Source organism: Salipaludibacillus aurantiacus (assembly GCF_900111295.1).
Lineage (GTDB): Bacteria > Bacillota > Bacilli > Bacillales > Salisediminibacteriaceae > Salipaludibacillus > Salipaludibacillus aurantiacus.
This window is the reverse complement of record NZ_FOGT01000002.1, coordinates 98181-123782: the sequence shown is the minus strand read 5'-3', so window position 1 is coordinate 123782 and position 25602 is coordinate 98181. Positions and strand designations below refer to the sequence as shown.

The following is a 25602-nucleotide window of genomic DNA, read 5'->3' as shown; positions in this document are numbered from 1 at the left end:
TTAAAATAGTCTTGAATCTTCCAATATATGGTGTTAGAGTTGACAGAAAGTTCTATTAATTGGAAGAGGGGAAGTGAACGAATGGGTTTTGGAAACGATGTACAGTTAAAAGTGTACCAGCATATGGAAGAGAACATTATCCCTGTGTCTTTTGAAGAACTGGAATTGGAAGCAAAAAAGAATCTGGAGGAAAAAGCGTATTATTATGTAGCTGCCTCTGCCGGCTCTCCAACTGATGCGCGGAGAAACACCTTCGCTTTTGAAAAGTATGAGATTGTTCCGCGCATGCTGCGGGACACTTCTGAAAGAGATTTAAGTGTTGAGCTGTTTGGAAGCAGGATTCCTTTCCCGTTACTGTGTGCCCCAATTGGCGTCCAGTCAATTATTCATCCTGAAGGAGAGCTTGCAAGTATCAGAGCCGCTTCTGAAATGGGTATTCCGTTTATCTCCAGCACAGCGGCAACTTCTCCACTGGAAAAAACGATGGAAGCTGCAGAAACGGATAATCACTGGTTCCAGCTTTATTGGAGCAAGGACAGGGAAATTGCAGCAAGCATGGTTAAACGAGCGGAGGCTGCCGGGTATAAGGCGATTGTGGTGACCCTCGACACCACGATGCTGGGCTGGCGTGAAAAAGATATAGAAAATACTTACCTGCCTTTTCTGCAAGGAGAAGGAATTGGAAACTATTTGCACGATCCGGTGTTCCGTTCCCGTCTTGAAAAACCGCCGGAAGAGGATATGAAAGAAGCCATAAAGCTTTGGGCAGGTATTTTCGGCGATCCTTCTTTGACATGGGAGGACCTGGAATTTCTGAAATCCCAGACAACACTGCCGATCGTGTTAAAGGGAATTCTCCATCCTGACGACGCTAAACAGGCTTTACAGCATGGAATGGACGGAATTATTGTCAGTAACCACGGAGGAAGACAAGTAGGAAGTGTTGTGCCGGCAATTGATGTCCTCCCTGAAATAGCTGAAGCGGTTGATGGGAAAGTCCCCGTGTTAATGGACAGCGGCATCCGAAGAGGATCCGATATGGTTAAAGCTTTGGCTCTTGGTGCTTCAGCAGTTCTAGTGGGGCGGCCTTACATGTATGGACTAGCTCTTGCAGGTGAGGACGGAGTTAAACAGGTGCTGAGAAATCTTCTTGCCGATTTTGATTTGACGATGGGACTCTCAGGCCGATCGTCCATTCAGGAGCTCAGATCGAAAGCCCTTAAGAGAGTGTAGTGCTCTAATCTTTTAAAACTTCCTGAAAAAAGGGTGCCGCGCGGGCACCCTTTTATAATCTATTGGGAAAAGAGGAGACTGCCGATAGACAAATAGGCAAACACGTTTTCCATATGATAGAATTAAGCTATTAATCTGGAAACGCTTAAGTGCCGAAATAAAACGATTAGTCCTTATTTAGGAGTGTTTGGAAAATGATTAATCTACTGTTAAAAACGACAATGGTTCTTGCCCTTGCTTTTTCCGGCTGGTTTTTCTATCAATGGTGGAGCGGGACGGAGGGTGTTGTTGCGATTGATGCAGAGACTGATCCTCCTTCCCAAGTAAAAGAAGGGGACCTTTCTGCAGGAGACTATGTCGCCGATCTGGTGATACCTGGAACTGGAAAAAAGTATCTGACGTACTGGGGAACAGAGGATGAAAGTCTGGACCAGGGTGTCGGGATGCATGTCAGCCAGTGGACGACGGCTCCCGATCAAGGCGGACATACAGTACTTAGCGGCCACCGTGATACAGTGTTTACGGAAATGGGAGACCTTGAAATTGGTGACACAATGACAGTGACTTATTCAGGAGTGGAGTACACTTACGAAATTGAAGATATCTGGATTACCGATGCGGAAGACCGCACCGTTATTGTCGAAAAAGAGGAACCAACCCTTACTCTTACTACTTGTTACCCCTTCGACTTTATTGGCCCCGCCCCTGACAGATATATTATGCAGGGTTCACTGGTAGAGACAAGTGAATAAATCAAACACACTAAAAGCACCTGGGTAATTAAAAAGGTAAAACAGGATGCTCATAAGAATACAAATAAAAAACAAGCTCCTTAGCGGGGGCTGTTTTTTTATAAAAGAAATTATTAGAATTTTCATTCGTGCAGAACGCCTGTTCTGTTATAATAAGTGTATCTTAGTTGAAGGGAGAGATGATCGTTTTGGAACTGACTCATACGCGACTTCTGACAGATAATTATAAGGAAAGTTTCCTGTTCTACAGGGATGTTTTAGGATTTGAAGTCTCATGGGGAGATGAAAATTCGTTATATGGTCAATTCAGAGTAGGGACTGTCTCATTAGGGTTATTTGAACGGAAGCAAATGGCTGAAGCAGCGGGGACCCGCTTTTCTCCTGACGACCCGCACATAGACAGGACGGCTCTCATTTTTAAAGTGAAAAGTGTGGAGGATAAATATAACGAACTTAAAGAAAAAGTCATGTTCGTCACTAAACCTGTAGCACAGGCTGCATGGGGAATCAAAGTCGCCCATTTCAGAGACCCTGATGGCGCTCTTATAGAGATTTATGAGAATCTTTAACTTATTTTGAGGAGGTAACTATGAGTAAAACGCTGCTGGAATTCGAAAAAACTATAGATAAGGTATCACAATTAAAAGAAATACATAGTTCACTGTTTATGGAACCTGTTGAAGAAGAGAAGTGGTCAATCAGGGACATTGTGGCACATCTCTATTACTGGGATAAATATAATCTGGAAGAAATGGTCCCTGAAATGTCGAAAGGTGCTGTGTTGCCTCCCTTTCCTGACCACGATCAGCATAACCAGCAAGCAATATTATCTGTAACAGACTACTCCCCGCACTTTATTATTGATTTATTTACTAACACGAGAAAAGAATTGGCTGACAATCTTTCCCGACTTGGAAAAGACGTAAAATTTACGATCGGAAAAGGAAAGCGGCAGTTTTCAGGGGAAAGTTTTATAAAGATCTTTGTTAAACATGACACGCACCATCTTAAACAAATTCAAAAGAAACTAAAAATAGATAATTAAGCAATCCATTCTAAACTTTCAAGAAAGTGATTTCATGATTAATTATAACAGTAGGACATTTGTTTCCGAAGTCAAACGCAGAAAACGGTGAGGTCTCGTCCTCCGCTTACTTCCATTACAGACAAGATACAAATATTCTCACTGCTGAATATTCAGGGGGAGAAATTACAGAAAGCAGGTTAATTGGGATTGTCCAAAAGGATGGTTCCATAGAGGACGTGGATGTAAATTATACGATATTTTGATAGAGTGAGTTTTTAACTAGCATCATAAAATCCTGCAACTAGGTTCCAAACGCTCATTATGTGGGGATTCAACGACATTAGGGGAGTCTTTCTTCAATTTTCAATTAATGAGAAACAAATTTTCCCCTCATTGGTGCCGTGGAAGCCTCCTTTCCTATTATATCAGGATTTTATGTGAACAAAACGGGATGTAAAGATTTTTAACAGGTGGTCACAGTTAAACATACACCCTTAAAAACATGGAGCCGAAATTGAGAAGACTCGCAGCCAAAACAATATATGCCACTGCAACAACTGGTGTGGATAAGTGTGCGAAATAACGTTTTATGGCAAAGGCTGCTATCAGATGGAGCGCATTAAATAAAATGAATAAAACGACAGTCATTTTAACACCTCGTTAAAAAAGTTAAATAAACATTTACATATTTCTTCTCCTTATGTTCACTATTTAAACTTACTTTTCCAACTTTCAAAGCGGGAAATATTCCATTGGTTCTGCGGCATGACTGTAGCCATTTTTCTTATAATAAGGAATACTCTCTTCACTCGGCCAAACGATAATAAACTCGTAACGGTTTTGCTTTGCCCAGTCATTAACACAGGAAAGCAGCTGGCTTCCGACACCTTCTCCTCTATAATCAGGCAGCGTATACACGTTTGTCATAAAAGCAAAAGGACGGGTGATTCTTCCAGGTCGTGGCACTTTTTCTACTAATTCTATGTAAATATGAGAAATGATTTGGCCCTCCGACTCCGCTACCCAGATGGCCCATTGGCGGCTTTCCAGCGCTTTTATTAGAAAGTCTTCACATTCATTTTCAAATTGACAGTAGGATGCTTCTTTAATGACGGAACGGTTGTGAGACGTTTCAAGTGTAAAGTCCCACCTCATTTTCACTAATTGTTTGATATCTTTAGGTTCGGCTAATCTGATAGGCAATTATTTTCCCTCCTTAAATGGGTTTGCAGATGACAGGGCATTAAAACGCCTTTCCCGAAGCTGCGGACTTTTCGCCGCTTTTTGAAAAAAACCATGCTGGTACGACTTTAAATTTCTAAAATTGACCATGACAGTTGATAAGACTGAAAGCCAGAGGACAGCTAAAAAGCAGTATGAAAAGTTTGTACCTTTTTCCGGTCAAAAATTAATTTAGTTCCCTTCGTAATAGTGATCTGCAAAGGAATCCAATTTCCTTTAGAAACCGTTTGCTTTACTTGAAAGGAGAGACACAAGATGAGAAAAACCAATATCCAAGCGTGGTCAGAAGAATGGAACACGCTATTTTTAAAAGAGAAAAAAGTACTGGAAATGATTTTTAAAGAGGAAATGGAAGAGATTTATCACATTGGAAGTACCTCCGTTCCTGCCATCGGTTTTGCTAAACCGGTCATCGATATTTTAATTGGCGTTAAGGATCTAACAAAGGTGGACGTTTATAATGACCGAATGCGTGAAGCGGGGTATGAGCCGAAAGGAGAGTATGGTATTTCTGGACGCAGGTTTTTCCAAAAAGGAGATGATAACAGAAGCCATCATGTCCACATTTTTAAGAAAGGAAATGGCCAAATAGACTCCCACCTCGCTTTCAGGGACTATTTATCCGCCCATCCTGATGAAGCAAAAAAATACGGAGACTTAAAAGTGACATTAGCTAAGCAGTTTCCTCTCGACCATCAGAAGTATCAGGCAGGAAAGCAGGAGTATGTTTCAAGGTTAGCAGAAAAAGCAAACGAATGGGCTGTTAAAAAATAAATGCGGATTTCGGAATAGGCCAACCTCCTCTATTTATAAAATGATTAAGGGAGTGCGATTCAACAGGGGAGGGATAAGCCGGTGTTTTTCCATATGAAAGAACTTCAGTATCACGCGAAGCCAAGCAGGCCTGATCCGATTTTTGCCAGGCAGCTCCAGGAAGCATTAGGTGGCCAGTTCGGGGAAATTTCAGTTTCTCTTCAATATTTATTTCAAGGGTGGAACAGCCGGGCAGACGCAAAGTATCGGGATTTATTAATGGATGTGGGGACAGAGGAACTGGCACACGTCGAAATGCTGGCAACTATGATTGCGAGGCTCCTTGATAATGCGCCAGTAGGCGACCAGGAAACAGCGGCTAAGGACCCTATAGTAGGTGCCGTTCTTGGGGGAATGAACCCGCAGCACGCGATAGTGGCAGGGCTGGGTGCGATGCCTGCAGATATTAACGGCAACAGCTGGACAGCTGATTATATTATTGCGAGCGGCAATCTGCTTGCTGATTTCAGGGCGAACCTGAATGCCGAATCACAAGGCCGTCTTCAGGTGACAAGGTTATATAAGGCAACAAATGATCCTGCTGTAAAGGATATGCTGTCATTTTTAATTGCACGGGACACGATGCATCAGAACATGTGGAAAGCAGCAATAGCCGAACTGGAGGCTCAGGAAAATATCGTCGTACCGAGCATATTCCCAAGAGAGCTTGAAAAACAGGAAGTCGCGTATGACTTTTATAATTTATCTGAAGGAGAGGAAAGCAGAAGAGGAAGATGGGCATCAGGCAGGAGCATGGATGGACTTGGGGAATTCAAATATTACCCTCAGGGGGTGGCTTACGGGGATAAGCCGAAATTGTCCCCTGCACCTGACTATATTTTCAATACGCCTCCATGGATTCGCCCGAAGAAAAAAGAAGAGTAATCAGAGAGGCCCATTCACTTTGAATGGGTTTTTAGATTTGCGTATGTCAGATCGTGTGAAGGTGAGCGTGGCTGATTGACATGTATACTCTGTCCAGGCTGGTTGCACCCTACACGTATAAGAAAATTTAGGAAGGGGTGTCCGAAAATGGATCTCGAATGGGTGTGGAAAGCAGTACTAATCGTTCTGGCAGGATCAGTCATTCTCCGGCTTGCCGGACGAAAATCAATCTCGCAAATGACCGTTGCTCAGACTGTGCTAATGATTTCAATTGGGACGATACTTATTCAGCCTGTAAGTGAGCAGAACATTTGGGTCACTTTTCTTATTGCCGCACTACTTGTTTCAACTCTCCTGGCTATAGAATACATACAAATGAAAGCAGATTTTATGGAGCGTTTTTTCAGTGGTCATGCGATTGTTGTAATTGAAAACGGACAAGTGAAAAAGGAGAACCTCAAAAAATTAAGGCTTCCTGTAGATAAACTGGAAATGCGTCTTCGCCAAAATAACGTCCAGCGCATTGAAGATGTCCAGTGGGCGACAATGGAAACAAATGGTGAGATAGGTTACACCTTGAAACCGGGGTTGCGTTATGCAACTGAGCAGGACATCCAGGCTATTATTGATCTGATTGAACTGAAGCTTCCTTACCCACACGTGAATAAGCAAGTAGTACAACCGGATAATCCGGGGAATATCTTTCAGGAAGTAAATGAAGGTACCCATGCAAAAAATGTACCTGAAGATATGAATTAACTCCAAAAAGCCTATGAATATGAATTCGGCGAGTTGCTGCTCTCAAATTATTGCTGTTCTTTTATATATTTAAAGGAAGCAAGGCTGTCCAGAAGTACGAAACCGAATATGAGCCCGGTCAGTGCCGGAATAACTCGAATTAATTATTTGAATAACCAGTGGATAAAGGCTGAAACCGGTTTGAGGCGTATCTTGTAAATAATTCTGCCCTCTTAAACCTGAATACAATAATAATTGAACCGCCAGACAGTCCATGACGGATACGGATTTTATTAACAATAATAATATTATGTAAATTAATACTATTGCAGGAAAAAGAGGGCGCCAGACTGTGTCTCTTGCTAAGTGGCCCCTCTAAAGGTCATATTAAGATGAAACCCATTCGCCGCCATTTACGTGGAGTGTCTGACCGGTAACAAAGCGGGAGTCGTCTGAAGCAAGATAAACGAAAGTAGGCGCCATTTCAAACGGCTGGGCCATCCGTTCCATCGGGTTAAAGGCTCCGAAAACAGCTACCTGGTCTTCTGAAAAGCTTGCCGGAATAAGAGGGGTCCAAGTACGTCCCGGTGCGATGGCGTTTACCCGAATCCCCTGATCGATAACATTGTTGGCAAGCGCGCGCGTAAAACCGACGTTTGCTGCTTTAGTGGCCGTGTAATCGATCATTTGTTTTTCGCCTGCATAAGGGACGATTGATGCCGTATTGATAATTGAACTGCCGGCCTCCATATATGGAAGAGCAGCCCGGGTCGTGTAAAAGTGCGAGTAAATATTTACTTTAAACGTATCATCAAATTGCTCATCGGTGATATCAAGCAGACTTAATTGCTGGAACTGAATACCGACGTGATTACATAAAGTATCCAGCCGGCCGAATTTGTCTACCGTTTCTTTTACAATTCCAACAGCTTGTTCTTTTTCCCGCAGATCACCTGGCATCAGGAGAGCTTTCTGGCCAAGTTCTTCGATCCGCTTCTTCGTTCTTTCCGCATCCTCATGCTCATCAAGGTAGGCAATGGCGACATCAGCGCCTTCCTTGGCGAAGGCAATGGCTGCTGCCGCCCCTATACCGCTGTCACCACCGGTAATTAACGCTGTTTTGCCAGCCAGTTTTCCGCTCCCTTTATAGTGGGGGTTTTCGATAATTGGACGCGGCTCCATCAGCCGCTCTAAGCCCGGCTGCCGAAGCTGCCGCTGTTCCGGAACACTGAGGGGAATATCTTTATACTTCGTAATTTTTCCATAGTTAGGGTACATAGGATAAGGCCTGCCTGAATCCGGCTGGCTCTGTTTATCATCTTGTTTCACGTGTCGTCCCTCCTTATCAAACTCTTACATAGCCTATGGGCTGACGCTCACGTCTGTGCCTGCCTGATGTAAAAAGGCTAGGGGGAGACGGGCGCAAATAGATTGAGAGTGAATAACGTATAATGAATGATTTGAAAAGAGGAGAGGATTAATTTGCCAGAAGAAACTTACAGTCCTGAAGTCAGGCTTTTGTTAGTAAATGAATCAGAAGAAACGGTTGATATGCTTTATAATGACAATCCTTTTACTTGGGAAATGCCTTTAATTGGACCCCGCCCGCCTTATTATGCTAATCCCAGGTATGACCAGTACTATCCTGTATTGTAATGAGCTGAGGGTGAAAGACATCGGCGGCGAGAGGCTAGAAGGGGAAGGCGGGTTACAGCTAGTGCATTAGTGAAGAGGTGTGAGCTTGGGAAGAGAAAAAAAGAAGGGCGGACAAATGCCCAAAGGAGAGGGAGAACGTTAACAAAGGAAAAAAAGAGGCTTATCTACCCTAAAGACGGTGGACTGCTCCTAAAACTTAGAAAAAACTCCCCCAAAATTGCATTACCACGATCAAACGAGCTTATAGCGGCTCGTTTTTTTAGCTTGATGCTTAAGGGTCTTTCTCCAGTGTGTGATAAACTAAAATCAACACAATTTACTGACATTTTCAGCGGCAAAAAATCAGGGGGGAGTGGTGAAAAGCTTATATTTAGGTGCGATAGAAGAATTAAGAGACTGCCATTGGGGTAAGTCAGAGCACCAGGGGGGTTAAGGCACTGAAAAAACTGAAGTGAGGCTATCAATATGAACATTGCGATTGAAAAACTAAAACAGTCTGATGCTGAAAAATTATTTGAATTTGAGGGCAAAAACAGGACTTATTTTGAAACTATGATCCCAGGCAGGGGAGACGATTACTATGAATTTGAAACATTTATTAAGCGGCATACCTCGTTACTAGAGGAACATTCGAAAGGTGTTTCTTATTATTATCTTATTAAAGATACCCGTGGTTTTATTTTAGGGCGAATAAACCTTGCAGATATAAGTGAACAGTCTACTATTGGATATCTTGGTTACAGAATAGGACAAGCGCAGGCTGGAAAAGGAATTGCCACTAAGGCACTGGGGTTATTTCTTAATATGATGACTGACAAAGGGATTAAAAAAATTAAAGCAAAGACAACAACTGACAATATAGGATCCCAAAAGATTCTGGAAAGAAACGGTTTCAAGCTCGTGTCAACAGATGATAAGATGTTTGAAATGAATGGACAGAAGATGCAGTTTATTCACTATATTTGGCCCGGCGACGGTTAATCAAAAAAGGGGGTTCAGGTAATTTTCAGATAGGGTCTTACCGGAGCGAATAAAGTGACTGGATAAATTCAAGGAGCCCCCGCGGGGGCTCCCCTTCTCATAAAGTTAATCTATACTGTATGGTTTTAAACTGTTGTATCACTTTTACACATAAATATGGACTTGACTAGCAGCCATTACCGAGAGGGTCATAACCCGAAAATAAGGTCTACTGAGTCACGGCTAAGGCTCCCGAGTAGGTGATAAACCGAAAAATAACGTCTAATCTGGTTCGTCCCCCAGTTTAAGAGTCCATACCTTTTCTTTGTTAAACGTCCATCGTTTTATTTCAGAAGTTTTGATTCGAACGGAAAGTCAGAAAAATTTTCTACCCCATCTTTTGTCACTAGAAGCTGTTCTTCCAGTTTGACGCCTTCCTTACCGCCTGAAGCGCCTATATAGCTTTCCACAGAAAGAACCATATTTTCCTCTATGACGCCATCGTAGCCTTTTTCTTCAAAGTCTTGAGGATAGACGATATAAGGGTATTCTCCGCTAAGCCCTGTTCCATGAGCCACCGTGAAGTAACGGTTAGCGAAGTATTCACTGGGAATTTTCCAGCTTTTTTCTGAATACTCGCGGAACGCCATTCCCGGCTTAAGGAGCTCAATGTTATATTGGATCTGTTCATATGCGGTTTGATACAGGCGCTTCTGCTCATCCGACGGTTCGCCTTCGCCGCAATAAAACGTCCTGCTGATATCAGTGAAATATCCAAACGGTCCATTCATGTCCGTATCAAACGCTACTAACTCCCCATCTTGTATAACTTTATCACTGCATTCCTGAAACCAAGGGTTAGTACGGCTTCCTGAACTGAGAAGCCTCGTTTCAATATAGTCGCCGCCTTGGATAATGTTCGTCTGGTGTAAATGTGACCAGAGCTCGTTTTCAGTAATTCCAGGTTTTAAAGCCTGCTGCATTCTTATCATACCTTCTTCGGCAGTCCGGACAGAAATTTTCATCGCTTCTAATTCCTGCTTATTTTTAATACTTCGAGCGTGTTCAATTGGTTCTTGCCCATCAAATAACACGATGCCTTCTTTACTCAGTTCAATAGCCCCGGCAGCCGGAATGTAATCAACTGCAAGCCTGTTGTTTTCCCCGGCGTGTGTCCTCATAAGGTCAGCGATTTCCCGGGCCCATTCTTTTGCATTGTCCTGCAGGGAGTCTCCTGAAGCGACATAAGTTAACGTAATCGCAGGTCTTACTTCATCAATTGTCTCGAGGCCTTCAGATAAGTGTTCACAGTTAGGAAAGTCAAATAAGGTAATTGGACCTTCAACAGGGATAAAGGCATAGCGGGCCGGATTTCTCAGCATAAATACTTGCATGTTCCGGCTCCCTGTAGCGTAGCGGAGGTTCACAGGATCAAAAATGACGATCCCTCCATAACCTAAGTTTTTCAGCTGCTCACGGACTCTTCCCAGTCGGTATTGGCGCATGCGCACAAGATCAATTTGAGTTTTGTCATGCCTGATACTTGAAAGTTTACTCAAAATTTTTCTCCTCTCTCTGTTTGTTTGGTGAACATGTTACAATAAGTTAAATCTTATTGCAATAAGTTTCGTGGATTACCTGCCAATTTCCACCCGGTAATTAAAGGATTCGGGTTTGTATCGCGTCCGGCTGTATTCAATCGGACGTCCATCGATGCCGATTGTGGTGCGGAAAATATCTATCAATGCTTCCCCCGGAATGATTCCTAAAAGATCAGCTTCGTATCTCTCAGCGTTTGCGGCAGAAACGTTTTCTTTAATCGTTGAAAAATTGACCCCGTGCTTTCCTAATAAGGGGAATATATCGAAGATCTCTGACTCTGAAGGTTTTATTAGCTCTCTGATATATTCCGGTACAAATAACTGCTGGTAGGCTATAGGCTTTCCATCAGCAAGCCTGATTCTTTCCAAAAAATACACTTCTTCTGAATCATCCAGTTCTAAGTTTGCTTTGGCTAAAAAATGTGTGTTTGTCAACTCTGCCCTTAAGACGGTTACGCCCATGTCATTCCCTGACTCATGATGGATGATCCCGTGGTTAGCGGAATCTTCTGCTGGTGCCTGGCGAGTTCTTGCCGGCATCCCTCTTCGGGTTTCCACTATTCCCGTTTGGGAAAGATCCCGAATAGCTTGTCTTATAGTTGTTCGGCTGACATTAAATTGTTCCATAAGCTGGCTTTCTGAAGGAATTGGGTCACCCGGTTTCCAAACCCCTTCTTTAATATTTGTCACCAATTTATTTTTAATTTGCACATACAAAGGCAATTTTCTTTGATTTTTGGACATATGAACTGCTCCCTTATTAACTCTTTATTACTCATTGTAATCGTGTGCGGGAGGAATGAAAAGAAGACCACGAGTAAAAAAGGAATCCGGAGAAAGAGCGTAGAAATACATACTGGTTAAAAAATATCCAGCGGGCCAATTTAGAATGGTTAGCGGAAGGAGCTTGTAATAAAACAATTGTATAAACCTGAAGGCTATAATTCTGTCTCTCCTTATTTAGTGGTGAATGGCGCGCAGAAAATGATCGATTTGTTAGAGGGTATTTTTAAAGCGGAAACTTTAAGAAGGTTTGGGATGCCAGATGGCTCAGTGATGCATGCTGAGGTAGTTATTGGTGACTCGGTTATTATGATTGGTGATTCTTCTGAACAGTTCCCCCCTAATACGCATTTGCTGCATGTATATGTAAGTGATGTTGATAAAACATACAATAAAGCAATTGCATTAGGATGCCAGGCTATAGAAGCACCTGTTAATAAAGACGGAGAACCTGACAAAAGAGGGACCTTTAAAGATTTTGCAGGAAATATATGGTCTGTAGCAACCCAGGTTGAAACCTGATAATTGGAGCCTGGGAGAATATTATTTACTCGCATTGCCGCTCATGGGCGATTTTCAAAATTAACAGGAGAGGAAGAGAAGCTGAAATGATTACATTAACCCCAGTTGGTTTCGCTTATAATGAAAGGCATCAGGTGAAAGATGATTTTTGGGGAGAAGTGATTTCTAGAATAGTCATTGATCAATCCCTTCCAGAAGAATCTTTAAATGAAATTGAATCATTCTCTCATTTGGAAATTATCTATTACTTTCATAAGGTAGAGAAAGACAAACTGATCACAGGAGCCAGACATCCAAGAAATGATATCACTCTTCCAAAGGCAGGCATTTTTGCCCAGCGGGGGAAAAACAGGCCAAATCAGTTAGGGCTCGCGTCTGTTAAATTATTAAAGAAAGAAGGCAGGGAGATAGTCGTAAGCGGTCTAGACTGTATTAACGGCACGCCTGTTTTAGATATAAAGCCTGTCATGAAAGAATTTTTGCCTGCAGGGACAATAGAACAACCAGCATGGACAAACGAAATTATGAAAAATTACTGGAAATAAGCAGTTTGCTTAGGAGGTCACCAATGAAAAAAGTCAACGAAGCGTTAGCTGTTATCCTTGAAGACTGGCAAAGGATGCAAGAGACAGAAGGGGATGAAGGAGTGGAAGCGGCTGAAAGGTTCGAAGCTAATTTTTATGAGTTTGCCCGGGAATTTAAACGCTGGTATCACAGTCTTGATCACCCGCCCCGAACCTTGGATGAATTAGAAAGTATGGAAGAAGTGTCACAAATTCAGGAAGTGCTGCCTGGACCTCTCCAGTTAAATTTCATGATAGAAATGGAAGAGATTATTGACGGCATTGACACCCAGCGCTTTGATTAAGCCAGGAACATTACAGTAAAAAATAAAGGAGATACATATGTTTAAATATGAGCTTAATAATAATACAGAATTACGTTTGCTGGAGCCAAAGCACGCTGAAGAACTGTACCGCTTGACAGATCAGTCAAGGCATTCCCTTCGTCAGTGGCTTCCCTGGGTAGATTTTATTAAAACACCAGACGATTCAAACGAATTTATTGAAGCGTCATTAAAGCAATTCAGCCAAACTAATGGCTTTCAGGCAGGGATTTGGTATAAAGGAGAGCTGGCAGGGGTCATAGGTTTACATAGGATTGACTGGCCTAATCAGTCGACGTCTGTCGGGTACTGGCTGGGCGAAAAATTTGAGGGTAAAGGTTTAATGACGGAGGCTTGTCGAGCGGTCGTCAATTATTGTTTCACTGACTTACACCTAAAGAGAATTGAAATTCGTACAGCAGTAGAAAACCATAAAAGTGCCGCAATTCCAGAGAGGATCGGATTTAAAAAAGAAGGCTGCTTAAAAAGCGCGGAAAAACTATATGACAAACATGTCGACTGCTATGTGTTCGGGTTAATAAGAGAAGAGTATAACCTGGTTATTTAAAATGAGATTTTAAAAGATACCGGAGGAGGTCTATGGAATTGGGAGCAATCATGCTTAAACGAAATCAAACAAAGCGTGCTGCCGAGGTGTTGAGCAGAGCTTTTCAAATGATTCGTTAATGATATACCTTATTCCGGATAAGTTTACTCGATGTGGTCGGCCATAATTGCAGGGACTGTAATTTCTTAGCCAGATTGAGATGTATAGTTATGGGCTCCCCAGACTTCACCGTAAATTGTCACATAATCATCTGAAACAAAATCTGTGTAGTCTTCATATTCCTCCCAGATAATCTTATCCCAACCACCATTGACCGTTAAACGCATAATCGTCATTCCATGGCCTTCTTGAATCTCGATAATTTCTCCGGAGTAAGTTACATATTCACCAAAGTGACGATCCGGGTTCTTATCAAGCTGGGCAAAGTGGATGGTATCTGCGTTTTTTTTTGAACTCCGTACGCAACGCTTCTGATTCCTCTAAAGTATAGGCATCTGTGATTTCTATAATTTGCTGAGCCATTTCTCCAATGGTTTACCCACTGTCTGTCTTTTCAACATTTCCATCGATTACGTAACCTTCGACAAATTTATCGTAGGCGCCACAATAACGCAAATATTAAAAGTCAGATTTTTCAAATTTATGAATTATTATAGTTTGAATATTCAAAATAAAGGTATTTTATTAATAAAATGGTTTTCTTATATCAATTAAGGAGGTTTTTTCCATGAATTTTAATAAAAAAGTTGTTGTAATTACTGGGGCTGCCGGCGGTATTGGCAAGGAAGCAGTTAAATCTTTTTGAAATCACGGAGCAAAGGTTACATTAGTAGATCTGGATCAGGAAGCATTAGATTCAGGCTGTACCGGCATTAGACCTAAAATATTATAGTTGCCATGGATGCAGGAAAAGAAGCTCAGGTTAAAAACTGCATAGAAAAAACTGTTGAAGCTTTTGGTAAAGTAGATGTTCTCTTTAATAAGGCAGGTATTGAAGGAAAAGTACTCCCAACGAGGGTCCTTGTGACACTGCTTCATGAAATGAAGCGCAGAAAGTCACGCTACGGCCTTGCCACTTTATGCATCGGCTGCGGCATAACGGTGTATCCAGCATCGTCGAAATACTGAAAATCTCTGAAAATCTCTGAAGCCTGAGAGATCAGGCATCACAATAAATTTTATAATCGGAGGGGTTTATATGAATAACAAAGTAACATTTATTACAGGGGGAGCAAGTGGAATCGGTTATCAAATAGGGGAAGCATTCCTGAAAGAAGGCTCAAAAGTCGTTTTCACAGATATTAACGAAGAAAAGATTAACGAAGTAACTGAAAATCTGAAAAAAGAAGGTTACGACTGTCTCGGACTTAAAGTTGATGTGACGAGCGAAGAAGATATTAAGAAGGCAATCAGTAAAACGGTTGAAACTTACGGCAGACTGGACGTTCTTTTTAACAATGCAGGTCTTCAGCACGTTTCACCGATTGAAGAATTCCCGACAGAAAAATTTGAATTTATGATTAAAGTTATGCAGATCGCGCCATTTATTGCGATGAAACATGCACTTCCAGTCATGAAAAAACAGGGCGGCGGCCGTGTTATTAACATGGCTTCCATTAACGGGCTGATCGGCTTTGCCGGAAAAGCGGCGTATAACAGCGCGAAGCACGGTGTTATCGGTCTCACAAAAGTGGCGGCATTGGAGACAGCAGAACACAATATCACTGTAAACGCCATCTGCCCTGGTTATGTTGATACGCCGCTCGTGCGAGGACAGTTTGAAGATCTTGCGAAAACTCGGAATGTACCGGTAGAAAAAGTGAAGGAAGAAATTCTCTACCCGCTTGTACCTCAGAAACGTCTGCTGGCCGTTCAGGAAATTGCTGACTATGCCCTTTATCTTGCAGACGATAAAGCAAAAGGTATTACAGGGCAGGCTGTGGTCCTTGACGGCGGTTATACAGCCCAGTAAGACTATTTAAGGCATGCCTGCCGCTGTCACTTAAGGAAGGGGTCCTTGATTGTCAGCGCCGCATGTTTGGTTTTTCTAAGGGTTTTTTTTTGGGCTTTCGTGTGTGTGAAACAGCCACAGTGGAAAATGGAGACAGCCATCCTCTTAAAATATGGTCGTTGAAAAAGAATTAACTATTGTTCGGTTTCATTTTAGTAACGATAACAATATTATGTAAACTAAAATCATCGGGGCCCCTTTTTCAGTTTAAATAATATTATTATGTAAACACAAATTCCTCTAAAGATACTTTTCTCACGTGTCTTTTTTCTTTCCAATGGGGCGTTCTCTATTAAATGAATTAACCTGCAGAGTTTTTTATGGAAATTCTCTTTATTTATGCTAATAACCTGATAGATACGCCGTTTCTTCATTCCTTTCCTTCGAATAAGCTGTAAAAAAAGAAAAAGGGTGGGATGAAGCAATGAGGGAACCAGGGAAACTATTAATTTGCTTTAAGAAAAATGCAAAAAGCATATCAAAGGATGATATTCATAAACAGGTTGGCACTAACTGTCTTAAAACACTTTCTGAAGTAGATATTGATATCGTCAATGTTCCTGAAGGGGAAGAGGAAAAATTCAATCAGAGGTATTCAGAACGTGAGGAAGTCGATTTCGTTGAGTATAACTATATAAGAAAACCGACATACATTCCAAACGATCCTTATTATTCCAGGGGCGTTAACACAAAAAATGATGGCGTAGTTAATCAATGGGGGCTGCAGAGGATTAATCCGGAAGGGGCATTCAACAAGGTAAAACATTTAAGCCCGAACAAGAAAATTGCCATCCTTGATACGGGCATCGATCCTGAGCATCCTGATTTGGCATCTAAAATAACTGATGGGGTAAACGTGGGGCCCGGTCAACCGGACGATATTACTGACAAAGCTGGCCATGGGACACATGTTGCGGGAATTGCCGCAGCTCTAACAGATAACGAGACGGGTATAGCAGGAGCAAGCTTTAACACTGCTATGATTATTCCGGTTAAAATGGGCGATGGCTGGTTTACATCAGAGTCTATGATTGCAGGAATTTGTTATGCTATTGATAAAAAAGCAGATGTTATTAACATGAGTTTCGGCGGACCTGAATTTAACAGGGCAGAGCAGCTGGCAGTTGAAAGAGCTTATAAAAAAGGGATTGTACTCGTGGCGGCCACTGGAAATGACGGGTTAGACACTCCCCATTACCCGGCCGGCTATAATTATGTATTATCCGTAAGCGCGACTAACAGACGAAACAGGCTTGCATCGTTTTCGAACCGGGCTGCATCCCCGGGTATCTCCGCTCCGGGAACGGCAATTTTATCAACGACACCGACTTATTCTATACGCGGAATTCAACGACACTATGATTCTTTGCAAGGGACGTCCATGGCTGCTCCATTAGTAAGCGGTACCGCTGTTATGCTGAAGGCTGTTAACCCAAACGCATCCAATGCAGCTATTATTCGAGCCATTCAGAATTCAGCCCGCAGTATTACTGATTCGACGTCTGACAGGATTCCTTCTTTTGGATTATTAGATGCTTCCAATGCCGCACGACTGATTTAAATTCCGACCGGCTGAACAGGACCGGCAATACACCGGTCCATACATATAACTTATCAAGAGTTTGGTCAAACACTGTCAGCGTATTGTCAATTGTGTTCAGGTTTACTGAGGCCCCTATCCGAATAGCTGCTTTATAAAAATCGTGTCCAGTGCGAGATTAACCATGAGAGGTTTTCCCAATGGATCGAGCAGTTCATTAATTAAATCGGCATACGTGGTGCCGTAAGACACGAGGCAATTTGTACAACCCCCTTTATAAGTCCTTCGCAGTCCTCGAACTTGCCTGCCATTAATAATTGAGTTAAATAGCGGTAAATGGTCGTCACAGGAGAATGTTTTTATGGCAGGGTCAATTAAACAGTTAAAGGAGAGAAACGAATGATAATCAGAAAACTGAACAATGCCGAAAATCCGCCCATGGGGCTGCTGTTAACGGCTGATCCTTCCAGGGTGCTTGTTGAGGAGTATTTGGAGAAAGGGGACTGTTTTGTCGCAGAAAAAAACAGAGAAGTGATTGGGGTATACGTGTTGCTTCCTTTAAAATATGATAATGCAGAAATTAAAAATATTGCCGTCTCTTCAAAGGATCAGGGCAAAGGAATAGGGAAAAAACTTGTCAAGCACGCCATAGAGGAAGCTCGAAAAAGAGGATTCAATACCATCGAGATAGGCACAGGGAATTCTAGTCTCGGACAATTGGCCCTTTATCAGAAATGCGGTTTTAGAATTAGTGAAATAGAGAAAGATTTCTTTACAGAGAATTATTCAGAAGAAATAGTGGAAAACGGTATTGTATGCAAAGATATGATCCGGTTATCGCTGAAGTTGTAAGGAAAAGACCCCCCTGGATTTTGGCGTAACAAGGGGGTATAAGGTACAAAGCGCCTACCTGTTAATGACGTTCAGTAAGTTGCCATCAGCATCAACATACTGGCCGTCTTCGTTCAGAAATGCAGCAGCTACTTTAATCGCTCTATTTTCTGAAGATGGTCCCATATGGAGCTTATAGTGAATAGGGTGATGAGCCTCATGAACATGGTCCGGCTCTTCTGAGATGATAATATGTTTCCCGTTTGGTGTTTCGATGTAATGTTCGTGAGCATGGACCCCTCCGGCAACTGAGAGTAATCCAACAACTATTAAACCTGAAACTATTTTTTTCATATACATACCTCCATTTATTAGATGATCTGCTGAAGTTTTATTTTACCTTAACTTTTTATCAAGTAGAACGGGACTTTGTTTACTTTTTTGTATGTAAGATGTTGCTTATTTCACATGCTATAGGCACAAACTTCAGGTATTTATCCCTGGTCTTCCAACCAGGCCATGAAGGCTGAGCATTAAAAAAGAGAGTGGTTACAGATTAAAAAGGGAACAATGGAAATAGGTCTGTGGGTTACAATTAACAGAGCGATAAGCGGAACTTTCTTGTTTCAGAGGAGGTCTTCAAATGAATGTGACATTAGAAATGACTTATAAAACACCTAAAGGGGCACAAACTGTTTTTTTCTCAGATACCATGAGAGCAGAGCAGGCCCTCATAATAGCTGAAGATTTGGAAAGGACAGGCAGGTTAAAAAATATCACCTTTTCAGACACGCGTGGCCATACGTGGTCACTTAAGGAGCTTAGAAAATTTCTTACTGAAATAGAGACAGAACCGCACCATCTTACGGTTTATTTTGACGGAGGGTTTGATCAGGGAACGAAGCAGTCAGGACTGGGCTGTGCGATTTATTATGAACAAAACACCAAATCATTCCGCCTTAGAAAAAACCGGCTAGCCGGAGATCTGGAGACTAATAACGAGGCTGAATATGCAGCTCTTTACCTTTCCTTGCAGGAGTTAGAAGAGTTAGGGGTTCATCATCTTCCGGTCATATTTAAAGGTGATTCCAGAGTGGTTCTGAACCAGCTGAGCGGGGAGTGGCCATGCATGGAGCCGGAACTGAATAAGTGGGCAGACCGTATTGAGGATAAGATGGAGCAGTTAGGCATTACCCCGGAATATCGTTTAATTTCACGTAAAAAGAACGGTGAAGCAGACCATCTGGCCTCGCAGGCGCTTCAGAAAATAGAGATTGCGAGTAACGCTGAAAGGCCTCAGGCGAAAAAATAATGATAGAGAATCAGCCATCCGGACAGTTGCAGATTAATGCTTCTGTCTTTTTTTGTGTGATTTAATTCGGTAAAAGACTGAATTCGCATCTGCTGGCATCTCTGGAACTGAGACAAAGTCAGGTAAAAAGTTTGATTGAAAGGTGACAAAAAATTAAGTAATCTGGAATTTCAGTGTAAATTTGCGATTGATTTTGAAAAATTTAACTCTTTATGAAGGAATGTATGCTTATAAATTTTATTTAAAGGGAATGCCCAACGAGAATATTTTACAGAAGAAAGAGTGACGTACCGTGGAGGATAATAATAAGAAAAATATATCTATTGCTTTAAGCTGTTTTATTTTGTTTGCAGTCATTTCAGTTTTAACTTTATTTAATCGGCTCGCCTTTTTAGATGAAACACTTACTTCGTGGCTCACGGAAGGCGTGCCGTCCGTAGTCGTGTCTTTTATGGAAATAATAACTGTTATAGGCTCCGGAGAAGCCATTTTAATTTTGACAGGCCTTGTCGGTGTTTTTCTCCTTTATAAGAAAATGTGGAATCATGCTGTCTTTTTAATCGTCTTGACCGGAGGCGGAGTCGTGCTGAATTTTATACTTAAGATTTTATTTCAAAGGGACAGGCCTGGTGAGAGCAGCGTCATTGAATTTTTCGGTTATTCCCTTGAAATACCGTCCTATAGTTTCCCGAGCGGCCACGCGATGAGGAGTGTCATATTATTTTCTTTTCTAATCTATCTGGCATACCGCCAGTTGGAAAATAGCACGGCAAAGGTATCAGCGACTGTAATTTTCGGGGGATTAATTATTTTAGTGGCATTGAGCCGGATTATCACAGGCGCTCATTTCCCGTCGGATATTTTGGCCGCAGCAATTATTTCAATTGCCTGGCTGAACGTATGCCTATTCACTTTCCGGGTATGGGGTGAGAAGAAACTGCCTGTAAAGAGTACAAGTATTTAATTAATATAGAAAAGACGAACTGTATGATTTTGCAGTTCGTCTTTTTTTGAAAAGGGCCGATCGCAAATTTTCAACTAGCTGAATATCTCCAGCTTTACCCTGCCAGCATGTAAAAAGCCAGCACCCCTAAAACAGCGGGAATCAGTAAGCCTATTCCTCCGCAAACGATCCCCGTAATTGCAAAACCCCTTCCCGGTTCTCCGGTCTGTTTAATTTCTTTTAAACCTAAAATACCAAGTCCAAGTCCTGAAACAGCCAGCACCAGGCCCACTAACGGGAGTAAAAAAAGAATAATGGATAAAACCCCTGTTACCATCGATGTGACTGCTTTTAAGTTCTTATATTCTTTCATGAGGCACCTCTTTCCTATATACCTCTTTCCACTGCGAATTGTTTTTTAACCGGGGAATATTAGATAAAGCACAGGTTTTTAAATGAATTATTATATTAATTAGAGTTTTTTTGGTTAAAATTGGAAAAACTTAAATGTACCTATGTTTGGGGACTGATCCTTTTTGTGGAATGCCTGTTTATAATACAGGAACAGCGGGAAGTGCTTATTAGTTAATAAACTCATGCAGGTATATAAAAAGGAGGAATAATATGGATGCGGATACAAAACTGGAAGCGGGAAGCGCAAATGAGCCTAACCGGCTCAAATATTCAGGGCGGAACTTTTGGTCCGGTTTCCTGTTCGGACTTGGGATGATTGCGTTTATTGATGAGATGGTTTTCCATCAGCTGCTCCGGTGGCATCATTTCTATGACAGATCAACTATGGATGTTGGTTTAATTTCTGACGGTCTTTTCCATGCGTTCAGCTGGTTTGCGACAATTGGCGGGCTCTTTATGTATGCCGATTTAAGACGGCGGCGAGCTGTTTGGCTTACAAGGTGGTGGGGGTCTGTGCTTCTCGGTGCCGGTATTTTTCAGCTGTACGACGGGCTTATCCAGCACAAAGTGTTCAGAATCCATCAGATCAGATATGTTGAAAATGTAATTGTTTATGACATTATATGGAATACAGCAGCAGTCATTATGATTCTGGGTGGAGTATACTTACTTAGACGGGTACAGAAAAGTGTTAAGCGGGAAGAGGGAAGATCATGATCGTGTTAAACCACTCTCAACCGCATGGCCATTCTCATTCCACGGCATTTTTTGATGTTGCCGGGCTTGGGCCCCAGCTTATTCTCGCTTTCCCGTTTGCGGTTGCTTTAGTCATTTACCTTTTTGCTGCAGCCACAGTAAAAAAGAAAGGGAAATCGTGGCAGGGTTACAGGGTGGTATTATTTACAATAGGAGCAGGATGCGCACTTGCAGCCGTAATTGGTCCGCTCGCTGAATGGGCTCATGCCAATTTTACTGTTCATATGCTGGGACACTTGCTGCTGGGAATGCTTGCTCCATTATTAATGGTGCTGGCTGCACCAGTAACACTGTTATTGCGGGCAATGCCTGTTAAGTGGGGCCGGCGCCTGACGAAAGTATTAAAAAGTTTGCCAGCACGTATCGTCACTGACCCTGCCGTCGCCTCACTTCTTAACATTGGGGGTCTTTGGATCCTCTACACAACTGAGTTGTATGCAGCCATGCACGATGATGTGCTGCTTCACTTGTTTATTCATATGCACGTATTTTTAGCGGGTTATGTATTTACAGCATCGATGATCTCAATTGATCCTATGCCTCACAGGACTGCTTATTTGTACAGGGCAATTGTGCTGGTACTTGCACTCGCCGGGCATCAGATACTATCCAAGTTCATTTATGCTAACCCGCCTGCAGGCGTGCCCAGGGCGGAAGCCGAAGCAGGAGGGCAGCTGATGTTTTACGGCGGTGATGCAGTTGACGTCTTCATTATTTTCATGCTCTGTCTCCAATGGTACCGTGCCGCCCGTCCCCGAGGCAAAATGTCCCAAAAGACATCCGCAGGCCAGTTTACCCCTGCGGCTGATTAAGGGGACAGACCCCCCATTTATTCCCAGACAAAAAGGCTGTTGCTCAGCCTTTTTGTCTGCCATATTATTTATTTTTTTTATCCTGGGGATCTATAAATAAAGAGCCGTCAGTTTGAACTTGAGCATAGAAAACATCTGAAAAGGAATGAATGCCTGCTTGATCCAGCTGTTGTTTTAGCCAGTCGATGTCAAGTTTCAGTTTTTCTAAGTTTTTCTTTATGACCAGTCCGTCAGAAATCACTTCGGTTGGCAGAGGGAAGACTTTCTGCGGGCCTGTAATATTCATATCCTGTTTTGTTAAAGGCAAGTTATAATCTCTTGACAGAACTGATAATTTACCATTAGGTTCAAGTATCGCATAATCCACCTCTGCAAGGGAAAATATTCTTTGCTGGCGCAGCATTGAGTTTAAAGCGTCCAGGTCGAGCCTCTGATTCTTTAATTCTTTGTCGACTATTTTACCTTCTTTAATCACAATAACAGGATCACCTGTGACCACTTTTCTTCCTTCTTTTGATTTTATATCAATAAGATCCATAACAAGTGTTAAAATAGTCCAGCCTAACAAAGCTATAAAACCGTGTTGAATACTGAAGTTAGCATTAACGACAAGGTTTGCGGAGATAGAACCTATAGCAATAGCAGAGGCAAAATTAAAAAACGTCATCTGGCTTATTTCTTTTCTTCCCGTAATTCGGGTCATCACAAATAAAACTAGAAAACTGAACGCTATCCTTAATATAAGTTCAGAAGTATCCATATAAGCAGCCACCTCAAAAAGGGGTCAGACCCCCCCATTATTTACCATATATATTCACTTACAGCAGAAGCTGGTTATTAGTGTAACGTGTATTAGTGATATTTATTCAGGGCGGGGCGGTAATAGCCAGAGGCATAAATGGGAATGAAAGAGTAGCTAAATCAGATTAGAATAAACAATAAGAGAGCAGGCAATGAAAGGGGGAGAATATGGGTAAAGTGATTCCTGAGATTTATGATGCATTGATGGCTCCTCTGGAGAGAATAAAGTTTCGTTCTATTAGACAATTTTTAATCCAAAAAGCAGAGGGGAAAGTACTTGAAATTGGCTCGGGTACCGGACTTAATTTTCCGTATTATACAAAAGCAGAAGCTGTCACAGCTGTGGAACCTAATCCTGTAATGCTCCGTAAATCTATAAAACGAATAAAGGCGGCTCAGGTGCCTATTGAAGCTATTCAGGCAGATGCTCAAAAATTGCCGTTTTCAGATGATAGCTTTGATATGATTGTCGGAACGTTAGTTTTTTGCACCATCCCTCATCCTGACATAGCTTTAAAAGAGTTAAGAAGAGTGTTGAAAGCTCACGGAACTCTTCTGGTATTTGAGCATGTCCGTCTCGACCAGCCCACAGCAGCAAAGATGCAGAAATGGGTAACTCCGGTATGGAAACGAATGTGTGACGGTTGCCATTTAGACCGTAATACACTTGCTAACATAAAAAATTCAGGCATGACTATTGAGCAGGTTCACAAGTATAACAGCGGCCTGTTTTTAGCTATTCAAGCTAAAAATTGAGTTCGAAATTATCAACAAAAGGAAACTCATGATTTTCCATAAAAAAGATAGAAATATTTAACATTAGACCGCATGAATGTTATGGTAAACTTGTGGTAATAGGTTTTGACCAAGGAAGAGGTTTAAGAGCGGAGGGGAAACTCAAAAAAGGCTGCAAAGTATAGAAATTACGTAAATAAATAAAAGTCTATATTTCAAAATTAGTATGAATTTGTATTCATATTTGCATTTACAGAGGGAGGTTTTCATGTATCAGAATGAGAAATTGTATGATTATTTAATGGAACATACAGACGAGATTACTGAAGAATGGTATAACTCTGTTAAAATTAGTGCGCCAGAAGGGATCTATTCCTCACCGGATTCTCAAGTGATTGACAACTTGAAAAGGCAGAATAATGATTTTCACAAACGTTTTTTTGCCGTATTCAACAGTGAAATAGACACTTTTGAAAACAGCATTAAAGAGTGGATAGATGAAATAGCTAAAGATGAAGAACATTTAAATACGCCTTTGCATTTAATTCTTAATGAATTTAACAGAACAGAAGAACAATATTACCGTTTACTGGATCAATACGTGGATGAAGTAGAGAATCAGTATTCAGTCAAAGAGATTATTCATTGGTATAGAATTATAGATGACTGGTTCAGGAAAATTTCAGTTAGGTTTGTTGAGGAACATACTAAATACGCTAAACAAAGAATAGAAGCACAAGAGGAAGTCATAATGGAATTGAGCTCACCAGTTATTTCTTTAAGTCCTCAGGTCGCATTGCTTCCTTTAGTCGGAAATATCGATTCCTTCCGCTCAAAAATTATTCTGGATAAAACAATTGACCAGTGCTCGAAGCAGCGCGTGAATTACCTGCTGCTCGATTTGTCCGGTGTAGTAACAATAGACGAAATAGTGGCAGAAGAACTGATGCACCTTATACGGGCCCTTAAGCTAATCGGCGTGACAACGACTCTTTCCGGAATGAGGCCTGAATTAGCCAGATCTACTGTCCAGTTAGGTATAATGTTTGAAGAGGTGACTATTAAACCCTCCCTTGCTGAAGCCATTCAATCGAGAGAATTTACTTTTAAATAGACGTTTTTAAATATTTATTGCCTTTAGATCAGCTTTTGCTGGTCTTTTTCTTTTCCCCTTAATTAAGAATAATTAAAAGCGGCTATATAACCACCGCTATTTAATTTATTCTTTCAACTATTAGGATTTAACCCACTGGACAGCTTCCTCTAAATCATCTGTACTGAATCGCTGGACGTCTGTATCACTTGCGGTATCTACGATAGCGGCTGCAATATTAAATATATTTTTATCAGTCACTACCGCATATTTTTCAATATCATTAAAGTTATTTTTTATGAACTTAAAACGGTTGTTTATACTGCTGACATCTTGAATAGGAAGCTCAGGGAACCGGACCATTAACCTGATCTTTCCGTATTTCCCTATTAATTCTTTCATTTTATCAGAGGCATCTCCAAATTCTTCTTCTGAAACATTCTCAGTAACTTCGAATGCAATAAAATTACCCTCGCTGACAGATAATTCTCTAATCATAAGTTTCACCCCGGTTAGTAGTTTTTTACCCCTATTATATGAGTACCATTACCCTCATTAAAAAATTTTAAAAGCCCTAAATTTCCCTTTTGTCGAAAAATAGCGAAAAAAGCTGAATACACCGCCATAAAATTTTTCTCAGTTCATTTTCAGTTCATACTTCCATGTTAGTCTTTTACAGTGCTGATGA

At 41.6% G+C, this 25602-nt stretch carries 34 protein-coding genes; 25 read left to right on the top strand and 9 right to left on the bottom strand.

Going from position 1 to position 25602, the window contains the following annotated elements; genetic code table 11:
- The first annotated feature begins 81 nt into the window (after positions 1 to 81).
- The 5 genes from BMW59_RS02635 to BMW59_RS22475 all read left to right on the top strand — a co-directional run bounded on the left by BMW59_RS02635 (position 82) and on the right by BMW59_RS22475 (position 3275).
- Complete coding sequence (locus tag BMW59_RS02635; RefSeq protein ID WP_093047474.1) at positions 82 to 1233, top strand: lactate 2-monooxygenase; 1152 nt, start codon at positions 82 to 84, stop codon at positions 1231 to 1233.
- Positions 1234 to 1427: 194 nt separating this feature from the next.
- A complete protein-coding gene (locus BMW59_RS02630; RefSeq protein ID WP_093047473.1) occupies positions 1428 to 1985 on the top strand; it encodes a class D sortase in 558 nt (185 codons plus the stop codon).
- A gap of 179 nt (positions 1986 to 2164) precedes the next feature.
- Positions 2165 to 2554: a VOC family protein gene (locus tag BMW59_RS02625; RefSeq protein ID WP_245732921.1), complete on the top strand. Its 390-nt coding sequence runs from the start codon at positions 2165 to 2167 to the stop codon at positions 2552 to 2554.
- A gap of 20 nt (positions 2555 to 2574) precedes the next feature.
- Positions 2575 to 3030, top strand: coding sequence for a DinB family protein (locus BMW59_RS02620; protein ID WP_093047471.1), 456 nt, complete (start codon positions 2575 to 2577; stop codon positions 3028 to 3030).
- Between the two features lie 59 nt (positions 3031 to 3089).
- Positions 3090 to 3275 carry an avidin-fold protein gene (locus BMW59_RS22475; protein WP_093047470.1) on the top strand — a complete coding sequence of 62 codons (186 nt, stop codon included), beginning with the start codon at positions 3090 to 3092 and terminating at the stop codon, positions 3273 to 3275.
- A 469-nt stretch (positions 3276 to 3744) separates the two neighbouring features.
- Here BMW59_RS22475 and BMW59_RS02610 read toward each other — a convergent pair whose 3' ends face one another.
- Positions 3745 to 4215: a GNAT family N-acetyltransferase gene (locus tag BMW59_RS02610; RefSeq protein ID WP_093047469.1), complete on the bottom strand. Its 471-nt coding sequence runs from the start codon at positions 4213 to 4215 to the stop codon at positions 3745 to 3747.
- Positions 4216 to 4509: 294 nt separating this feature from the next.
- Here BMW59_RS02610 and BMW59_RS02605 point away from each other — a divergent pair, with 294 nt between their 5' ends.
- From BMW59_RS02605 to BMW59_RS02595, 3 genes are all read left to right on the top strand, one after another.
- Entirely contained in the window at positions 4510 to 5028 is a 519-nt protein-coding gene (locus tag BMW59_RS02605; RefSeq protein ID WP_093047468.1) for a GrpB family protein, read from the top strand.
- 81 nt (positions 5029 to 5109) lie between these two features.
- Complete coding sequence (locus BMW59_RS02600; RefSeq protein ID WP_093047467.1) at positions 5110 to 5952, top strand: manganese catalase; 843 nt, start codon at positions 5110 to 5112, stop codon at positions 5950 to 5952.
- A gap of 147 nt (positions 5953 to 6099) precedes the next feature.
- The gene (locus BMW59_RS02595; RefSeq protein ID WP_093047466.1) at positions 6100 to 6711 is read left to right on the top strand and encodes a DUF421 domain-containing protein; all 612 of its coding nucleotides are present in this window, start codon (positions 6100 to 6102) and stop codon (positions 6709 to 6711) included.
- A gap of 366 nt (positions 6712 to 7077) precedes the next feature.
- Here BMW59_RS02595 and BMW59_RS02590 read toward each other — a convergent pair whose 3' ends face one another.
- A complete protein-coding gene (locus BMW59_RS02590; protein ID WP_093047707.1) occupies positions 7078 to 7968 on the bottom strand; it encodes an SDR family oxidoreductase in 891 nt (296 codons plus the stop codon).
- Between the two features lie 204 nt (positions 7969 to 8172).
- Between BMW59_RS02590 and BMW59_RS21510 the strand changes: the two genes are divergently transcribed.
- From BMW59_RS21510 to BMW59_RS02580, 3 genes are all read left to right on the top strand, one after another.
- Positions 8173 to 8346 (top strand): hypothetical protein, encoded by a 174-nt coding sequence (locus BMW59_RS21510; RefSeq protein WP_177174163.1) that lies wholly within the window; start codon positions 8173 to 8175, stop codon positions 8344 to 8346.
- Between the two features lie 69 nt (positions 8347 to 8415).
- On the top strand, positions 8416 to 8757 hold the full coding sequence (locus BMW59_RS21505) for a hypothetical protein (protein WP_093047465.1): 342 nt from the start codon (positions 8416 to 8418) through the stop codon (positions 8755 to 8757).
- A 54-nt stretch (positions 8758 to 8811) separates the two neighbouring features.
- Positions 8812 to 9327 (top strand): GNAT family N-acetyltransferase, encoded by a 516-nt coding sequence (locus tag BMW59_RS02580; RefSeq protein ID WP_093047464.1) that lies wholly within the window; start codon positions 8812 to 8814, stop codon positions 9325 to 9327.
- 323 nt (positions 9328 to 9650) lie between these two features.
- Here BMW59_RS02580 and BMW59_RS02575 read toward each other — a convergent pair whose 3' ends face one another.
- Together BMW59_RS02575 and BMW59_RS02570 are read right to left on the bottom strand one after the other, a co-directional pair.
- On the bottom strand, positions 9651 to 10865 hold the full coding sequence (locus BMW59_RS02575) for a M24 family metallopeptidase (protein WP_245732919.1): 1215 nt from the start codon (positions 10863 to 10865) through the stop codon (positions 9651 to 9653).
- Between the two features lie 75 nt (positions 10866 to 10940).
- Entirely contained in the window at positions 10941 to 11651 is a 711-nt protein-coding gene (locus tag BMW59_RS02570) for a GntR family transcriptional regulator (protein WP_093047463.1), read from the bottom strand.
- A gap of 177 nt (positions 11652 to 11828) precedes the next feature.
- On the opposite strand from BMW59_RS02570, the gene BMW59_RS02565 reads away from it, so the two are divergent.
- The 4 genes from BMW59_RS02565 (at position 11829) to BMW59_RS02550 (ending at position 13666) form a co-directional block, all read left to right on the top strand.
- The gene (locus BMW59_RS02565) at positions 11829 to 12212 is read left to right on the top strand and encodes a VOC family protein (protein ID WP_245732918.1); all 384 of its coding nucleotides are present in this window, start codon (positions 11829 to 11831) and stop codon (positions 12210 to 12212) included.
- Positions 12213 to 12298: 86 nt separating this feature from the next.
- Positions 12299 to 12757 (top strand): SAM-dependent methyltransferase, encoded by a 459-nt coding sequence (locus BMW59_RS02560; protein ID WP_093047461.1) that lies wholly within the window; start codon positions 12299 to 12301, stop codon positions 12755 to 12757.
- 23 nt (positions 12758 to 12780) lie between these two features.
- Positions 12781 to 13080, top strand: coding sequence for a hypothetical protein (locus tag BMW59_RS02555; protein WP_093047460.1), 300 nt, complete (start codon positions 12781 to 12783; stop codon positions 13078 to 13080).
- 37 nt (positions 13081 to 13117) lie between these two features.
- Entirely contained in the window at positions 13118 to 13666 is a 549-nt protein-coding gene (locus BMW59_RS02550; protein ID WP_093047459.1) for a GNAT family N-acetyltransferase, read from the top strand.
- Between the two features lie 185 nt (positions 13667 to 13851).
- Here BMW59_RS02550 and BMW59_RS21500 read toward each other — a convergent pair whose 3' ends face one another.
- Positions 13852 to 14001 (bottom strand): hypothetical protein, encoded by a 150-nt coding sequence (locus tag BMW59_RS21500; protein ID WP_177174162.1) that lies wholly within the window; start codon positions 13999 to 14001, stop codon positions 13852 to 13854.
- A gap of 562 nt (positions 14002 to 14563) precedes the next feature.
- Between BMW59_RS21500 and BMW59_RS22400 the strand changes: the two genes are divergently transcribed.
- The 4 genes from BMW59_RS22400 to BMW59_RS02525 all read left to right on the top strand — a co-directional run bounded on the left by BMW59_RS22400 (position 14564) and on the right by BMW59_RS02525 (position 18069).
- The gene (locus BMW59_RS22400) at positions 14564 to 14794 is read left to right on the top strand and encodes an SDR family oxidoreductase (RefSeq protein ID WP_093047458.1); all 231 of its coding nucleotides are present in this window, start codon (positions 14564 to 14566) and stop codon (positions 14792 to 14794) included.
- 70 nt (positions 14795 to 14864) lie between these two features.
- Positions 14865 to 15638 (top strand): 3-hydroxybutyrate dehydrogenase, encoded by a 774-nt coding sequence (locus BMW59_RS02540; RefSeq protein ID WP_093047457.1) that lies wholly within the window; start codon positions 14865 to 14867, stop codon positions 15636 to 15638.
- A gap of 463 nt (positions 15639 to 16101) precedes the next feature.
- Positions 16102 to 17238: a S8 family serine peptidase gene (locus BMW59_RS02535; RefSeq protein WP_093047456.1), complete on the top strand. Its 1137-nt coding sequence runs from the start codon at positions 16102 to 16104 to the stop codon at positions 17236 to 17238.
- A gap of 378 nt (positions 17239 to 17616) precedes the next feature.
- Positions 17617 to 18069: a GNAT family N-acetyltransferase gene (locus tag BMW59_RS02525; protein ID WP_093047455.1), complete on the top strand. Its 453-nt coding sequence runs from the start codon at positions 17617 to 17619 to the stop codon at positions 18067 to 18069.
- A 54-nt stretch (positions 18070 to 18123) separates the two neighbouring features.
- Here the strand turns inward: BMW59_RS02525 and BMW59_RS02520 are convergent, their stop codons facing one another.
- Positions 18124 to 18402: a hypothetical protein gene (locus BMW59_RS02520; RefSeq protein WP_093047454.1), complete on the bottom strand. Its 279-nt coding sequence runs from the start codon at positions 18400 to 18402 to the stop codon at positions 18124 to 18126.
- Between the two features lie 289 nt (positions 18403 to 18691).
- Between BMW59_RS02520 and BMW59_RS02515 the strand changes: the two genes are divergently transcribed.
- Together BMW59_RS02515 and BMW59_RS02510 are read left to right on the top strand one after the other, a co-directional pair.
- On the top strand, positions 18692 to 19360 hold the full coding sequence (locus BMW59_RS02515) for a ribonuclease H family protein (RefSeq protein ID WP_093047453.1): 669 nt from the start codon (positions 18692 to 18694) through the stop codon (positions 19358 to 19360).
- Between the two features lie 292 nt (positions 19361 to 19652).
- The gene (locus tag BMW59_RS02510; RefSeq protein WP_093047452.1) at positions 19653 to 20324 is read left to right on the top strand and encodes a phosphatase PAP2 family protein; all 672 of its coding nucleotides are present in this window, start codon (positions 19653 to 19655) and stop codon (positions 20322 to 20324) included.
- A gap of 94 nt (positions 20325 to 20418) precedes the next feature.
- Here BMW59_RS02510 and BMW59_RS02505 read toward each other — a convergent pair whose 3' ends face one another.
- Complete coding sequence (locus BMW59_RS02505; protein WP_093047451.1) at positions 20419 to 20676, bottom strand: DUF4190 domain-containing protein; 258 nt, start codon at positions 20674 to 20676, stop codon at positions 20419 to 20421.
- Positions 20677 to 20927: 251 nt separating this feature from the next.
- Between BMW59_RS02505 and BMW59_RS02500 the strand changes: the two genes are divergently transcribed.
- Together BMW59_RS02500 and BMW59_RS02495 are read left to right on the top strand one after the other, a co-directional pair.
- Positions 20928 to 21434 (top strand): DUF2243 domain-containing protein, encoded by a 507-nt coding sequence (locus BMW59_RS02500; protein ID WP_093047450.1) that lies wholly within the window; start codon positions 20928 to 20930, stop codon positions 21432 to 21434.
- Positions 21431 to 22285: a cytochrome c oxidase assembly protein gene (locus BMW59_RS02495; protein ID WP_093047449.1), complete on the top strand. Its 855-nt coding sequence runs from the start codon at positions 21431 to 21433 to the stop codon at positions 22283 to 22285. The genes BMW59_RS02500 and BMW59_RS02495 overlap by 4 nt, the downstream gene beginning before the upstream one ends.
- A 64-nt stretch (positions 22286 to 22349) precedes the next feature.
- Here the strand turns inward: BMW59_RS02495 and BMW59_RS02490 are convergent, their stop codons facing one another.
- Entirely contained in the window at positions 22350 to 23045 is a 696-nt protein-coding gene (locus BMW59_RS02490) for a YetF domain-containing protein (protein ID WP_093047448.1), read from the bottom strand.
- Positions 23046 to 23254: 209 nt separating this feature from the next.
- On the opposite strand from BMW59_RS02490, the gene BMW59_RS02485 reads away from it, so the two are divergent.
- Both BMW59_RS02485 and BMW59_RS02480 read left to right on the top strand, forming a co-directional pair.
- On the top strand, positions 23255 to 23842 hold the full coding sequence (locus BMW59_RS02485) for a class I SAM-dependent methyltransferase (RefSeq protein ID WP_093047447.1): 588 nt from the start codon (positions 23255 to 23257) through the stop codon (positions 23840 to 23842).
- A gap of 247 nt (positions 23843 to 24089) precedes the next feature.
- Positions 24090 to 24935: an STAS domain-containing protein gene (locus BMW59_RS02480; protein ID WP_177174161.1), complete on the top strand. Its 846-nt coding sequence runs from the start codon at positions 24090 to 24092 to the stop codon at positions 24933 to 24935.
- Between the two features lie 120 nt (positions 24936 to 25055).
- Here the strand turns inward: BMW59_RS02480 and BMW59_RS02475 are convergent, their stop codons facing one another.
- Complete coding sequence (locus BMW59_RS02475; protein ID WP_093047445.1) at positions 25056 to 25412, bottom strand: SpoIIAA family protein; 357 nt, start codon at positions 25410 to 25412, stop codon at positions 25056 to 25058.
- Positions 25413 to 25602 lie beyond the last annotated feature (190 nt).

Coding starts and splice junctions, on each gene's coding strand:
- BMW59_RS02635 (WP_093047474.1), top strand. CDS start 82: ATGGGTTTTGGAAACGATGTACAGTTAAAAGTGTACCAGCATATGGAA.
- BMW59_RS02630 (WP_093047473.1), top strand. CDS start 1,428: ATGATTAATCTACTGTTAAAAACGACAATGGTTCTTGCCCTTGCTTTT.
- BMW59_RS02625 (WP_245732921.1), top strand. CDS start 2,165: ATGATCGTTTTGGAACTGACTCATACGCGACTTCTGACAGATAATTAT.
- BMW59_RS02620 (WP_093047471.1), top strand. CDS start 2,575: ATGAGTAAAACGCTGCTGGAATTCGAAAAAACTATAGATAAGGTATCA.
- BMW59_RS02605 (WP_093047468.1), top strand. CDS start 4,510: ATGAGAAAAACCAATATCCAAGCGTGGTCAGAAGAATGGAACACGCTA.
- BMW59_RS02595 (WP_093047466.1), top strand. CDS start 6,100: ATGGATCTCGAATGGGTGTGGAAAGCAGTACTAATCGTTCTGGCAGGA.
- BMW59_RS02590 (WP_093047707.1), bottom strand. CDS start 7,968: ATGTACCCTAACTATGGAAAAATTACGAAGTATAAAGATATTCCCCTC.
- BMW59_RS02580 (WP_093047464.1), top strand. CDS start 8,812: ATGAACATTGCGATTGAAAAACTAAAACAGTCTGATGCTGAAAAATTA.
- BMW59_RS02570 (WP_093047463.1), bottom strand. CDS start 11,651: ATGTCCAAAAATCAAAGAAAATTGCCTTTGTATGTGCAAATTAAAAAT.
- BMW59_RS02560 (WP_093047461.1), top strand. CDS start 12,299: ATGATTACATTAACCCCAGTTGGTTTCGCTTATAATGAAAGGCATCAG.
- BMW59_RS02555 (WP_093047460.1), top strand. CDS start 12,781: ATGAAAAAAGTCAACGAAGCGTTAGCTGTTATCCTTGAAGACTGGCAA.
- BMW59_RS02550 (WP_093047459.1), top strand. CDS start 13,118: ATGTTTAAATATGAGCTTAATAATAATACAGAATTACGTTTGCTGGAG.
- BMW59_RS21500 (WP_177174162.1), bottom strand. CDS start 14,001: ATGACGATTATGCGTTTAACGGTCAATGGTGGTTGGGATAAGATTATC.
- BMW59_RS22400 (WP_093047458.1), top strand. CDS start 14,564: ATGGATGCAGGAAAAGAAGCTCAGGTTAAAAACTGCATAGAAAAAACT.
- BMW59_RS02540 (WP_093047457.1), top strand. CDS start 14,865: ATGAATAACAAAGTAACATTTATTACAGGGGGAGCAAGTGGAATCGGT.
- BMW59_RS02535 (WP_093047456.1), top strand. CDS start 16,102: ATGAGGGAACCAGGGAAACTATTAATTTGCTTTAAGAAAAATGCAAAA.
- BMW59_RS02525 (WP_093047455.1), top strand. CDS start 17,617: ATGATAATCAGAAAACTGAACAATGCCGAAAATCCGCCCATGGGGCTG.
- BMW59_RS02520 (WP_093047454.1), bottom strand. CDS start 18,402: ATGAAAAAAATAGTTTCAGGTTTAATAGTTGTTGGATTACTCTCAGTT.
- BMW59_RS02515 (WP_093047453.1), top strand. CDS start 18,692: ATGAATGTGACATTAGAAATGACTTATAAAACACCTAAAGGGGCACAA.
- BMW59_RS02505 (WP_093047451.1), bottom strand. CDS start 20,676: ATGAAAGAATATAAGAACTTAAAAGCAGTCACATCGATGGTAACAGGG.
- BMW59_RS02500 (WP_093047450.1), top strand. CDS start 20,928: ATGGATGCGGATACAAAACTGGAAGCGGGAAGCGCAAATGAGCCTAAC.
- BMW59_RS02495 (WP_093047449.1), top strand. CDS start 21,431: ATGATCGTGTTAAACCACTCTCAACCGCATGGCCATTCTCATTCCACG.
- BMW59_RS02490 (WP_093047448.1), bottom strand. CDS start 23,045: ATGGATACTTCTGAACTTATATTAAGGATAGCGTTCAGTTTTCTAGTT.
- BMW59_RS02485 (WP_093047447.1), top strand. CDS start 23,255: ATGGGTAAAGTGATTCCTGAGATTTATGATGCATTGATGGCTCCTCTG.
- BMW59_RS02480 (WP_177174161.1), top strand. CDS start 24,090: ATGTATCAGAATGAGAAATTGTATGATTATTTAATGGAACATACAGAC.
- BMW59_RS02475 (WP_093047445.1), bottom strand. CDS start 25,412: ATGATTAGAGAATTATCTGTCAGCGAGGGTAATTTTATTGCATTCGAA.